13 protein-coding genes are annotated in these 13,171 nt (G+C 27.6%); 5 read left to right on the forward strand and 8 right to left on the reverse strand.

The window, feature by feature from the left end; all coding sequences use genetic code 11:
• Positions 1-130: 130 nt before the first annotated feature.
• The gene (gene pheT / locus PHEL85_RS03585; RefSeq protein ID WP_036821112.1) at positions 131-2,557 is read right to left on the reverse strand and encodes a phenylalanine--tRNA ligase subunit beta; all 2,427 of its coding nucleotides are present in this window, start codon (positions 2,555-2,557) and stop codon (positions 131-133) included.
• A 133-nt stretch (positions 2,558-2,690) separates the two neighbouring features.
• Between pheT and PHEL85_RS03590 the strand changes: the two genes are divergently transcribed.
• Positions 2,691-4,688 (forward strand): LTA synthase family protein, encoded by a 1,998-nt coding sequence (locus tag PHEL85_RS03590; protein WP_036821115.1) that lies wholly within the window; start codon positions 2,691-2,693, stop codon positions 4,686-4,688.
• On the opposite strand, the gene PHEL85_RS03595 is transcribed toward PHEL85_RS03590, so the two are convergent.
• From PHEL85_RS03595 to PHEL85_RS03615, 5 genes are read right to left on the reverse strand one after another with little or no spacing between them, the layout of a single operon-like run.
• The gene (locus PHEL85_RS03595; RefSeq protein ID WP_036821118.1) at positions 4,681-5,241 is read right to left on the reverse strand and encodes a phosphatase PAP2 family protein; all 561 of its coding nucleotides are present in this window, start codon (positions 5,239-5,241) and stop codon (positions 4,681-4,683) included. The genes PHEL85_RS03590 and PHEL85_RS03595 overlap by 8 nt on opposite strands.
• 1 nt (position 5,242) lies before the next feature.
• Entirely contained in the window at positions 5,243-6,400 is a 1,158-nt protein-coding gene (locus PHEL85_RS03600) for a peptidylprolyl isomerase (protein WP_036821121.1), read from the reverse strand.
• 8 nt (positions 6,401-6,408) lie between these two features.
• Entirely contained in the window at positions 6,409-7,137 is a 729-nt protein-coding gene (locus tag PHEL85_RS03605) for an FKBP-type peptidyl-prolyl cis-trans isomerase (protein ID WP_036821124.1), read from the reverse strand.
• A 7-nt stretch (positions 7,138-7,144) separates the two neighbouring features.
• A complete protein-coding gene (gene gldI / locus PHEL85_RS03610; RefSeq protein WP_036821127.1) occupies positions 7,145-7,675 on the reverse strand; it encodes a gliding motility-associated peptidyl-prolyl isomerase GldI in 531 nt (176 codons plus the stop codon).
• The gene (locus PHEL85_RS03615) at positions 7,665-8,693 is read right to left on the reverse strand and encodes a DHH family phosphoesterase (protein ID WP_036821130.1); all 1,029 of its coding nucleotides are present in this window, start codon (positions 8,691-8,693) and stop codon (positions 7,665-7,667) included. Before PHEL85_RS03615 ends, gldI begins: the two co-directional genes overlap by 11 nt.
• A 100-nt stretch (positions 8,694-8,793) precedes the next feature.
• On the opposite strand from PHEL85_RS03615, the gene PHEL85_RS03620 reads away from it, so the two are divergent.
• The 4 genes from PHEL85_RS03620 (at position 8,794) to PHEL85_RS03635 (ending at position 11,383) form a co-directional block, all read left to right on the forward strand.
• Positions 8,794-9,213, forward strand: a complete 420-nt coding sequence (locus PHEL85_RS03620; protein ID WP_026778067.1) for a nucleoside-diphosphate kinase — start codon at positions 8,794-8,796, stop codon at positions 9,211-9,213.
• A gap of 189 nt (positions 9,214-9,402) precedes the next feature.
• Positions 9,403-9,981 (forward strand): Crp/Fnr family transcriptional regulator, encoded by a 579-nt coding sequence (locus PHEL85_RS03625; RefSeq protein WP_036821133.1) that lies wholly within the window; start codon positions 9,403-9,405, stop codon positions 9,979-9,981.
• 83 nt (positions 9,982-10,064) lie between these two features.
• Complete coding sequence (locus PHEL85_RS03630; protein ID WP_081965071.1) at positions 10,065-10,901, forward strand: alpha/beta fold hydrolase; 837 nt, start codon at positions 10,065-10,067, stop codon at positions 10,899-10,901.
• Positions 10,898-11,383 carry a hypothetical protein gene (locus PHEL85_RS03635; RefSeq protein ID WP_036821138.1) on the forward strand — a complete coding sequence of 162 codons (486 nt, stop codon included), beginning with the start codon at positions 10,898-10,900 and terminating at the stop codon, positions 11,381-11,383. The genes PHEL85_RS03630 and PHEL85_RS03635 overlap by 4 nt, the downstream gene beginning before the upstream one ends.
• Positions 11,384-11,602: 219 nt before the next feature.
• On the opposite strand, the gene PHEL85_RS03640 is transcribed toward PHEL85_RS03635, so the two are convergent.
• Together PHEL85_RS03640 and recF are read right to left on the reverse strand one after the other, a co-directional pair.
• Positions 11,603-11,899 (reverse strand): DUF721 domain-containing protein, encoded by a 297-nt coding sequence (locus PHEL85_RS03640; RefSeq protein ID WP_036821141.1) that lies wholly within the window; start codon positions 11,897-11,899, stop codon positions 11,603-11,605.
• Positions 11,900-12,047: 148 nt separating this feature from the next.
• Positions 12,048-13,127 (reverse strand): DNA replication/repair protein RecF, encoded by a 1,080-nt coding sequence (gene recF / locus PHEL85_RS03645; RefSeq protein WP_036821145.1) that lies wholly within the window; start codon positions 13,125-13,127, stop codon positions 12,048-12,050.
• Between the last annotated feature and the right edge of the window lie 44 nt (positions 13,128-13,171).

Here is a 13,171-nt window from a genome sequence, read left to right on the forward strand (position 1 = left end):
TTTCCAAAATTCACTTTGGCATAGAACTTGTAAAAATATAAATGAAAACAAAGTAGTTAATTGTTTTCATGTGTAAATTTAAATTAGTTGATTTAAAAAACCATCTCAATAGAGATGGTTTTTTTATTTATTATCTTAATACAGCTTCTAAATTCTTTTCGAAAGTCTGCTGAAGCTTCTGCATTATTTTATCAATCTGTTTATCAGCTAAAGTTTTTGTTTCATCTTGTAATAAGAAACTAACTGCATAAGATTTTTTGCCTTGAGGTAATTTATCACCTTCATAAACATCAAATAAATCTACCTCTTTCAATAATTTTCTTTCAGATTGAAAAGCTAAATTATAAACTTCATTAAACGCTACTTTAGAATCTAATAACAATGCTAAATCACGTTTAACAGCAGGAAATTTAGGTAATTCACTTACTTTAATATTTTTATTACCAACTAATTTTAAAATAGTATCCCAATTAAAATCTGCGAATAAAACTTCTTGTTTAATTCCGAATTCTTTTAAAACTGAACGTTTAACAACCCCAAAATCTACTAATTTTATTTTTCCTAATCCAAGAGAAATTCCTTCAGAAAAAACATCTTGTTTTGTTGGTGATGCTTTTACTTTATCAATACCTAATCTACTTAATAGAGCAGTAATGATTCCTTTTAAATAAAAGAAATCAGATGTTTTATTGGCAACACTCCAACTGTCTTTAGTTCTGTTTCCAGTAACAAATAAAGTTAAATGCTTATTCTCTTCGTATTTCTCATTGTATTTATGATATGTTTTTCCAAACTCATAAAACTGTAATGCATTATTTTTTCTGTTGATATTGTATGCAACAGATTCTAAACAACTAAATAATAAAGACTGACGTAAAACCTTTAAATCATTACTTAAAGGGTTTAACATTTCTACATTAGCCTCTTCATTTATATTTTCTGATAATGATGTATATTCAGGTTTTGTTAATGAATTTGCCATAGTTTCGTTAAAACCTAAAGCACTTAATTGGTCTGCAATAATATTTTCAACCTTTGTTTCTTTGCTAGAATCAAAAGAAATTGATGTATTTAATTTGTGAGAAAATTCAATATTATTATAACCGTAAACTCTTAAAATTTCTTCGATAATATCAGCTTCACGCTGTACATCAGATCTATAAGAAGGTATTGTTAAACCTAAACCACCATTCGTTTCACTGTTTATTTTAATTTCTAATGAAGCTAAAATATTTTTAATAGTTTCTTTAGGAATCTCCTGCCCTATTAACCTATAAGCATTATCATAAGATAAAAACACTTGAAAATCTTCAATTTTCTCAGGATAAAAATCAGAAATATCAGAAGCTAGTTTACCTCCTGCATATTCCTCTATTAATAAAGCTGCTCTTTTTAAAGCATATTCTGTCATGTTAATATCTATTCCACGTTCAAAACGAAAAGATGCATCTGTATTTAAAGCATGTCTTTTAGCTGTTTTACGAATGCTAACAGGATTAAAATAAGCACTTTCTAAAAAGATTGAAGTTGTATTATTAGTTACTCCAGAATCTAAACCGCCAAAAACTCCACCAATACAAAGCGGATTAGAATCTGCATCACAAATCATAATATCTTCTGATGATAATTCTCTTTCAACTTCATCTAAAGTAGTAAACTTAGTACCTTCTTTTAATGTTTTTACAAGAATTTTATTTCCTTTTATTTTTTGAGCATCAAAAGCATGCAAAGGTTGCCCTAATTCATGTAACACATAATTTGTAATATCTACAATATTATTTTTAGGTGTTAAACCAATTGCTTTTAATCTATTTTGTATCCATTCTGGCGAATCTTTTACTTCTATATCTGTAATAGTAATTCCACAATAACGAGGTACTAATTCTTTATTATCAACTTCTACATCTAAACGAAGCGTTCTTTCATCTACATGAAAATTACTTACAGAAGGAGATATTAATTCTAATTTTGAGTCTTGTTGAATTAAACCTGCACGTAAATCTCTTGCAACACCAAAATGGCTCATTGCATCAGATCTATTTGGCGTTAAACCAATTTCGAAAACGTAATCTGTTTCTATGTTAAAAACCTCTGCTCCTGGAGTTCCAACTTCTAAATCTTCATCTAAAACAAGAATTCCATCATGACCTTTACCTAAACCTAATTCGTCTTCGGCACAAATCATTCCATGGCTTTCTTCACCTCTAATTTTTCCTTTTTTAATTTTAAAACCTTCACCTTTATCATCATATAAAGTAGTTCCAATAGTTGCAACGGGTACTTTTTGTCCTGCATCTACATTTGGAGCCCCACAAACAATTTGTACAGGTTCTCCAGCACCTAAATCTACTGTAGTAACTTTTAATCTATCTGCATTAGGATGTTGTATACAAGTTAAAACTTTACCAACAACAATTCCTTTTAAACTTCCTTTTATAGATTCTTTGGTTTCAATTCCTTCTACCTCTAATCCTAAATCGGTTAACAATTCTCCTGTTTTAACAGGTTCCCAATCTACCTGTAAAAACTGCTGTAACCAATTGTATGATATTTTCATATTCTAATTTTCGGGTTTGTAAGCTGCAAATTTACTTAAAATCTACTTTTTATTATAGTTTTTCATTTTAAAAAACAGAAGTTTATTTTTAATTCTACTAAAATAAATATCTTTGCATACTTAAATATTTATAATGTTAAAGAGAATTCCTAATTATATCAAATACATTTTTACAAATATTTTTTTTCTATTTGTTTATATTTTCCTTTTAAGAGTTCTTTTTTATCAGTTTTTTGCACAACTTGATGAAGTTTCTTCATCAGAAATTAAAACTGCTTTTTGGTTAGGGATTCGTTTTGATATTAAATTAGCTATAATTACTTTCTTTCCATTAGCTATATTAGTTTTGATTGTTAATTATCGTTTTTTAAGAAATAAATTCTATAAAAAATTTGCAAACCTATATTTAGTTTTGGCTTATTTAACGCTAACTTTATTCTATCTTTTTGATTTTGGTTATTATGATTATTTAAATATTCGTTTAGATGCTTCTTCTCTACGTTTTTTAAGTAACTTACAAATATCTAGTCAAGTTTTAGTTGAAAGCTACCCAATTTATAAAGGACTTTTTGGTTTATTAATATTATGTTTTCTTGTTTATAAATTATCAAAATACATTTATAATTCTTTTATAGGTCAGAAGAAAATCATTTCAAAAAAAATAAAAGCTGTTTATTTTATTGGTACAGTTTTACTTTTGTCTTATGGAATTTACAACAGCATTACACATTACCCTTTACGTTGGAGTCAAGCTTTTTTTTCAAAAAAAAATTCAGTAAATCAGTTTGCTTTAAATCCTGTTTTATACTTTTTTGATAGTTTTGCATATAGAAGTGAAGGCGTAAATATGGATGAATTCAATAAATATTATCCTGTTATTGCAAACCATTTAAATTTACCTAAAGATATTGTTTCATTTGAGAGAAAAGTAACTTTCGACTCAACTTTTACAAAAAAACCAAATGTGGTTATTGTTATGATGGAATCTGTTGGTGTAAAGCCAATGAGTTATTATGGAAATCCAATTAATAGTACTCCCAAAATGGATTCTATTATCAAAAATAGTTTAAGTTTTTCTAACTTTTATGTTCATAAATCTGGGACTGCAGCAAGTGTTTTTGCTAGTGTTTCTGGCTTACCAGATATTGAAACTGTAAGAACAGCCTCTAGAAACCCCTTAATTCAAGATCAACGAATTATTTTTGATCAATTTGAAGGATATGAAAAATTATACTTTTTAGGAGGAAGTGCAAATTGGGCTAACATTAGAAGCGTTTTTCAATCGAACATAAATGGTTTAAAAATCTTTGAAGAAGGAAGCTATAAAACAGAAAACAGAGCTGATGTTTGGGGTATTGATGATTATGAGTTATTCAAAGAATCTAATAAGGAATTAGAGAAATTATCCAAAGAAAACAAACCTTTTGTAGCTTATATTCAAACTGCATCTAATCATATGCCATTTACAGTACCTAGTGAAAAAGAAAGTTTTAAACCTTTAAATGAAAATGAAGTTGATGCTTCTTTATTAGAAAAATCTGGTTTTAAATCTGTAGCACAATTAAATGCTTTAAGGTATTTAGATTTTAATATCGGAAAATTTTTAGAAAGAGCTAAAAAGTCAGGTTATTATGAAAATACCATTTTTGCATTTTTTGGTGATCATAATACAGCCATGAAAAGAACTGAAAACTATACTAAAGAATATGATTTAAATATTCAATTACAACATGTTCCTTTCTTTATTCATGGTCCTGAATATGTTAAATCTAAAACAATTTCTAAAAACGGAAAATTGATAGATTTGTTTCCTACTGTTGCTAGTTTAGCTAAACTTAATCACACAAATTATACACTTGGAAGTGATTTACTTGATTCTAATGCTATTAATTCAGCTTCTTTTGTATATCTTAAAATTAATGGAGAACCAGCTGTAGGAGTTATTCAAGATAGTTTGTACTATTCAAAAACGATTGTTAGTAAAAAAAGTGCATTATATAATTTAAAAACGAAAGATTTAAAAGATATTAAAAATAAGAATCCCTTTGAAACTAAAAAAATGGATAGTTTATTGAATGCCTATTATCATTCAACAAAGTATTTATACTTAAATAATAAAAAAATTAAGTAAATAATTTCTTGTCAATTTTCTTGAAAAAGAAGTAGTAGATATTTGCTAAAGTAATTCCGATTATAATTCCTACAGAAATATCAATAGGAAAATGTACACCTAAATACAATCTACTATAAGCAAATATTAATGGCCAAAATAGTATAAAGTAAATGTACTTGTATTTATCTTTTAAAAGTAACACAACAAAAACGGAGAAAAATGTTGATGTTGTTGCATGACCAGACATAAAACTATAACTCTGAGGGTTAATTAAAGTTCTTAATAAATGCTTTATTTCTGGATCATTATTAGGACGTAAACGTTGAACAGAATCCTTTATAAAGTTTGTAAACTGATCAGAAAATGCAACCAGTAAAATCATTGAAATAATCATAACTCCACCGCGTTTCCATCCAAATGCTTTAATTGTTAAATAGAAAATAAAAATAAACAATGGACTCCAATATAATTGGTTTGTAATTACCAACCATAACGGATCCCATTGTTCACTTCCTAAATTATTTAGGAAAATTAAAAGGTTTTTATCAATTTGTATGATATCTTCTAACAAATTATTTTCCTATTTTTAAAACTTCAATTTCAAAAACTAAGTCTGATTTTGCAGGAAATGGTCCATATTTTGCTTCACCATATCCTAAATAGTAAGGTATAAATAATCTTACCTTCTCACCTTCTCTCATTTTTGAAACTCCTTCTTTAAAACCAGCAATCATTGGTCTTTGTTCATCATTTAATTGACAAACAAAAGGCTTTCCATTAGAGTCTGAAGTAGATTGAATCTTTTTACCATCTGCTGTATACAATGTATAATTAATAGATAATGGTTTATTATCAACTACTTTTTTACCAGAAGTTTTCTTTAACTTTAAGATTCTAAGTCCAGAAGATGTTTTTTCTGCTTTTCCTTCATCCATCTTAGCTAAAAAAGTTTCTTTATCAGCTAAATAAGTAGCATATCTTGCCTTCTCAACTTCAGCTTCAGCTTTTTTAAGATCTTTTTCTGAATTTGCCAATTTTTCTAATTGTGTATCAAAAACTTCTGCTGCATTAAAACTATTTGCTTTAGATCCTAATTTTATAATTTTAATAGATAAAATAGTATCTTTTTGAACAATACTATTTACAACTCCCATTCTTAAAGAATCCACAGCTTTTTCTAACTGCAAAGAATCTTTAAATTTACTTTTTAAGTCTTTTAATTGAAGTGAGTTAATTATCGTTTTACCAAAAACAGAATGTTTACCATCTAAATGTGGTATTGGTCTATGTGTAATAAAAAACTGACTATTATTAGTTGTTGGGCCACCATTTGCCATTGAAAGAATACCTTTATCATCATGTCTATATAATAAGTTTCCATCTTCACTCTTTGGAAATTCATCACCAAAAACATAACCAGGATTTTTTCTTCCTTTAGCTGTAAAACCACCACCTTGAATTACAAAATTATTTACCACTCTATGAAAAATAATACCTTCATAGAAGTTTTTACCTTTAAAAGAATCTAACAACTTACTATTAGTTCCTTCTACAAGAGAAACAAAATTTGCAACTGTCATAGGTGCATCATCAGCATATAACTCTAAAAGGATATCTCCTTTTTTTGTTGAAATTTCAGCGTATATACCTTCATTTAATTCACTGTACTTTTCTGGAGTACAAGCTGCAAGAATAACAGCAAAAACTAGTAAGTATTTTAGACTCTTCATCTATTGTATTATTTTATAATATCTAATAATTCTATTTCAAAAACTAATGTAGAAAATGGCTTGATATTTGCTCCTTTTTGTTGTGCACCATAAGCAATTTCTTGAGGAATAAAGAACTTGTATTTAGAACCAACATTCATTAATTGCACACCTTCTGTCCAACCTTTAATTACTTGATTTAAACCAAATTCTGCAGGAGTTCCTTTGTCTACAGAACTATCAAAAACTTTACCTTCTAAATTAGTTCCATGATAATGAACTTTAACTCTAGTTGTTGGGCCTGCAGGTTTTGCTCCTTTACCTTCTTTTATAACTATATATTGTAAACCACTTGCAGTAGTTACAACTCCTTTTTTAGATTTGTTTTCAGCTAAAAAGTCTTCACCTGCTTTTTTATTTTCTCCAAATTTAGCTTCAGCAACTTTAGCAGCTTTTTCTTGTTTTTCTTTCATTTTAGCGGTTTGTTGCTTTTGAAAGAAAACTCTTAAAAACCCATTTAAATCTTTAGCATTAATCAATAAATTAGTAGAATCGATTCCGTTTTTATAACCTTGTATAAATAAGTCTCTATCTGCTTCTTTAAAATTTGCTTTTACTTTTAAAGCCATATCTAAACCTAAAGCATAACTTGCAGAATCTATTTCTGTTTCTAAAGATTTCACTTCCTTTAATTGGTTTCCACAAGAAAACATAGATGCAACAACTGCAATTGTTAAAATACTTTTTATTACTTTCATTTTTTTATTATTTAATATTTATTAATGTTACTGTACTTTTTATTGATTGATTAATTCCTATTTTATTTCCATCGCCAGAAATACCAAATGCATTATATGATGGAATCACAAATGTAATGGTTTCTCCAACTTTCATCAACTTTATTCCCGTTTGAAGTGCAGAAATAAAATCTTCTTTATCTACTTTATAATTTTTTAATCCTAATTCTTCTTTAGTATAAATAATTCCTCCTTGTAAATCTGTTATATTATACTCAATTGAAACTTCATCTCCGGTTATTGGAGTTGGTGTATTTTCTTCTTTTTTATTGATATATGTGTACCAAAAACCATTAGGAGATACTTGGTATATTTTTGTAGAATCTAACTTAATAATATTTAAAATCTTATCATCTTCAATAGTATTTAATCGAATAGATTCTTTTATTGTTTCTTTTAAAATTGTTGTAGATTTCTTAGGATTAATAGGTTTTCTTGGTTCAACTTTAGAACAACCAAGACATAAAAAACAAATAAAAATTAAAATTCTAATCTTCATAAGACGCTTCTAATTCTTTTTGATATTGAGGTAATAATGTAACAAATTTTGTCACTGTTTTTTCTATTGATAAATCAGACTTCCCTCCAGCAGCATTATCATGTCCTCCACCGTTAAAGTGATTTCTAGAAAATTGATTTACAGAGAAACTTCCTTTTGATCTAAAAGACATTTTTACAATACCCTGTTCTGCATCTTCAATAAAAATAGCTGCAAAAATAATTCCTTTTAAAGAAAGTGCGTAATTTACAATTCCTTCAGTATCTCCTTTTTGAAAATCAAAACGTTTTTTCTCTTCAGTAGTTAAAGTTATATAAGCTGTTTTATACGTTGGTAGAATTTGTAAATTACTTAATGCTTGACCTAAAAGTAACAACCTATTATAAGAATTTGCATCATAAACATTATTATGAATTTTATCATTCTCTGCACCTTTATCTATTAAATCTGCAATAATTCTATGTGTTGTACTTGTTGTAGAACGAAAACGAAAAGAACCTGTATCTGTCATAATACCTGTATACAAACAAGTAGCAATATCTGCATCAATTAAATCTAAATCGTTATTCATTTCTATAAATTGATACACCATTTGGCAAGTAGAACAAATAGTAACATCAGAATACATGTATTTTACATCATCTGGTTGTTGATGATGATCTATCATTGCAAAATCGTTTGGATATTTTTCTAATGTTTTTTGCATATCATGACCTACCCTATGCAAAGCATTAAAATCTAAAAGAAAAATAATATCAGAACCATTTATTGCTCTTTGAGACTGTGTATTTTGCCAATCGAAACGATAAGTTGTATCAGAACCTGGTAACCAATGTAAAAACTCTGGATACTCGTTAGGAACAACAACAGTTGTATGGTGCCCTTTTTTATCAAAATAATGTTTTAAAGCCAATGTAGACCCCATAGCATCACCATCAGGATTTCTATGTCCTATTACTACAATATTTCTTGGTTTTTCAAGAAAGCTTTTTAAAGCTTCGAATCCTTTTAAAATCATAAGTCGCGAATATACAATTTAATTAAAAAAATTATGTAATTTCGCGCCGAATTTGTGTAACAGATTTAATTAACCATTTAGAAATTTAAAAGTCAATAACATGGCAACAAATAGAACATTTACAATGCTTAAACCAGATGCTGTAGAAAACGGACATACTGGGGCTATTTTAGAAAAAATGAATGCTGCAGGATTTAGAATTGTAGCTTTAAAGAAAACTCAAATGACAAAAGCTGATGCTGAAACTTTTTATGCAGTGCATAATGAGCGTCCGTTTTTTGGAGAATTAGTTGAGTTCATGACAAGAGGACCAATTGTAGCTGCAATTTTAGAAAAAGAAAATGCCGTAGAAGATTTTAGAACTTTAATTGGTGCTACAAATCCTGCTGATGCTGCAGAAGGAACAATTAGAAAATTATATGCAACTTCTATGGGAGAAAATGCTGTACATGGTTCTGATTCTGATGAAAATGCAGAAATTGAAGGAAACTTTCACTTTTCTGGAAGAGAGCAATTTTAATAAGAGTTTTTAAAATTCTTATTTTAAAAATATTTAAAAAAAACTCGTAACTTAATTGTTGCGAGTTTTTTTGTTTAATTTAGTTTGAATCTAAACTCTATTTCTTATAAATTCGCTAACGGCGATTATAAGTCATTAAAATGGACAGCATAATCGTCTTAAGTTGGCAGTAATTAAAAACAGAACTCAATGTTAAATGAAGTTATTAATAAAATAACCAAAGAATATTCAAATCTGTCAAACGAAACAATTAATGAATGGAAAAAAAACATACGTGTTTTAGAACTTAAAAAAGGAACTCAATTAGTTAAAGAAGGAAATTTAACAAACAAACTATATTTTATTTGTGAAGGTAGTGTAAAAGCACATCACTTAAAAAATGGTAAATTAATTACAGATTGGTTTGCTTTCAACAATGAATTTATTTGTGCTATTACAGGGTACTTCTTAAAAAAACCAAGTGAACACTATATTGAACTAACTGAAAATAGTATTTTATTGGAGTTTGAAAGAGAAAAATTAACTGAACTATCTTCTAAATATCACGATTTTGAACGATTTTCAAGAATAATTATAACAAAAATAATGCTTGAACTTCAATATCGAGTTTTATATCTTCAATTTTCGACTGCTAAAGAACGTTATGATTTTCTTTTAGAACAATACCCTCAAATAGAATTACATATTTCATTAGGGGATATTGCTTCATATATTGGAATAACTCAAGAAACTTTAAGTAGAGTAAGAGCAAAAAAGAAACGAATTTGATTTAGGTCAAAAGATTTGTCCCATATTATTGAGAAATTCGCAGACTATTAAATTTTTCTTCAATAATATTATAAAAGGGCATTATGAAATTAATAATAAAGTTGCTACAAATTTTATCTTGTAGTTTAGTCTCAAGGGTTGCATACAAATATATGAACAAACCAAGAGTTAGAAAATTGAGAAAATCAGAAGAGGAAGTTTTAGATGAATCGATTGTACAAAAAGTGGTTTATAATAGTTTTACAATATGTAAATATCAATGGGGAATTGAAAATAATAAAACCGCTCTACTTGTTCACGGTTGGGAAGGACGTGCAAGTAATTTTGCATCAATAATTAAAAACTTAACCAATAATGGATACAAAGTTATTGCTTATGATGCTCCATCTCACGGTAAAAGTTCTAAAGGAGATACAAATATGTTTGAATTTTCTGAACTTTTAGAATCCGAACTTAATAAGTTTATACCTGATCTAATAATTAGTCATTCATTTGGCAGTGTAAATACAGCAACTGTTCTTAGAAAAAATCCAAATTTAAAAATAAATTTGTGGCTTATGGTTACAACACCTTATAAGTTTATTGAAAAAATAAATGATTTGTCTGAATATTTTGGATTAAATTCTAAAGTCAAAAATAAATTAATTAATCGTATTCAAAAAGATACCCAAGAAAGTATAAACCAACTTGATATGGCTATTTATTGTGATGAATTAAAAAATGTTGAAAAAGCAATTATAGTTCATTCAAAGACTGATAAAATTTTACCAATAGAAGGAGCTAGAAAAGTTGCTAAATCTTTCAGAGAAAGTAAATTAATAGAGTTAAATAATTTAGGACATTATGCAATTTTATGGTCAAACGAACTCAACGAAATAATAAAGAATGAAATAGTAAATGTTAATACTGTAAAAGTATGAAAGTCATAAATATCCATAAGCGAACAATAAATCAAACTAAAAGTAAAGTATCCGAAATGTTTTACACATTATCAACCGAAAACGAACAAATTTGGCCAAAAGAAAAATGGCCAGAAATGAAGTTCAAAAATGGGATTAAGATTGGAGAAAAAGGAGGTCACGGAGCAATAAGATATTCCGTAGAAAAATATAATCCCAATAAAATAATTCAGTTTAAGTTCTTAAAACCTATTGGTTTTAATGGAGTTCATAAATTTGAAATTAATGAATTAAGTATCACAAAAACTGAAATTAAGCATACAATTGATATGAATACAAAAGGAAAAGCAACATTGATATGGCTTTTATTAATACGTCCTCTTCATAATGCACTTATTGAAGATGCATTTGATAAGGTGGAGAATAATTTTTATAAAGAAAAAAAATCTAGTAGTTGGAATTTTTGGGTAAAATTTCTAAGAAAAAAATTACTTAAAAGATAAATAAAACTACTGCCAACAATGTATAAAAAACATAGGGAATTTGTGCTAAATTGAAAGGTCTGTGCTTATTAATGAAGTCCGCAAAATATAAAATTTGGCATTTAAACTAAAAAAAATAAAAGCAAAATATTTATATTTGACTAAGTAATAAACCGAAACTAAAGCGCTTACTTACTGCCCTACGTTTCTTATACTAACCGTTAACGAAACTCAAAATATTTAAACCAACATCAATTTAGAAATTACGTCCTCTCCTATCTCTTCATTCATCATTTTAATAATTTTATCTTTACCATAACTTAATTCTTCACGTAAAACAGAAGATGTTAATTGAATAACCAACGTTTTATTTTGCAACTTAACAGAAGTAGTATGAGTAGCAACACCTGGCCCCATCATTTTAGCCCAAGTTTCTTCAACTTTTATTTTTTGCATTCCTTTACTCAAGTTATTTTCCTTGATAAAACTCTGCATTAAATCTTTTACCGAAAATGAATCGTTCTCTCTTTTTGACATTATTTGAGGTTTTTAGACTTTTAGATTGATGGATTTTTGGATTGTTAGAATTTTAGATTTTTGTTACTATACAGTCTGTCACTTTGTTACTTTGTGTCTTTGCTTATCAGAACCTTTGCTACTTTGCAACTCTACCAACTCCAAAGCTCTACAACTTAAAAATCTGATACTCTTTACTTCCTTGTTTTAATATATTCTCTGTTCTTTCAGAATGTGTGTCTGTGATAAAAATTTGCCCAAAATCATCATTATTTACCAAATCTATAATTTGAGAAACACGATTTTCATCTAACTTATCAAAAATATCATCTAACAATAAAATTGGAACTAAATTAGATTGTTGTTTAATAAACTCAAATTGCGCCAATTTTAAAGCAATCAAGTATGATTTTTGTTGTCCTTGAGAACCAAATTTCTTTATAGAATATGATCCTATTTCAAAACTTAAATCATCTTTATGGATGCCTGATGTTGTATATTGTATAATCTTATCTTTTTGTAAAGAATTCTTTAATAAATGTTGTATAGAAAAATCATGTAGCTGACTTTTATACAATAAATTAACACGCTCTCTATCGCCAGAAATTATTTGATATTTTTCATTAAAGATAGGAATAAATTCCTCTAAAAAGCTTTTTCTAACTTCATAAATTCGACTTCCATATTCAGAAAGTTGCTCATCATAAACACTTAAATTTAAAGCATCGAAAGTTCTATTTGCTGCAAAATATTTTAACAAAGCATTTCTTTGACTCAAAACCTTATTATATGACAATAAATCTTTTAAATAATTTTTGTCTTGTTGAGAAATAACACCATCTATAAACTTTCTTCTTGTATCACTTCCTTCTGTTACTAAATCTCTATCTGCAGGAGAAATAATCACTAAAGGCAACTGCCCAATATGTTCAGAAAACTTCTCATAACTTTTTCCATTCCTTTTTAAAACCTTCTTTTGTCCTTTTTTAAGGCTGCAAACTATTTTCTCATTTCTATCATTTAAAAGGTAATCTCCTTCTATCATAAAATAACCTTCTCCATGTCTAATATTCTGAACTGCCACAGAATTAAAGTAACTTTTTGTAAAAGATAAATAGTAAATTGCATCTAAGACATTGGTTTTACCAATACCATTGTCTCCAACAAAGCAATTTATTTTCTGTTGAAAATCAAAAGATTGCGACTCAATGTTCTTAAAATTAAGTAAAGAAATTTTCTGTAAATACATGAATAGAATTTGATATTGAAAACGTTTTGCAAATTATTGAAAAT

This window comes from Polaribacter sp. Hel1_85, assembly GCF_000766795.1.
Lineage (GTDB): Bacteria > Bacteroidota > Bacteroidia > Flavobacteriales > Flavobacteriaceae > Polaribacter.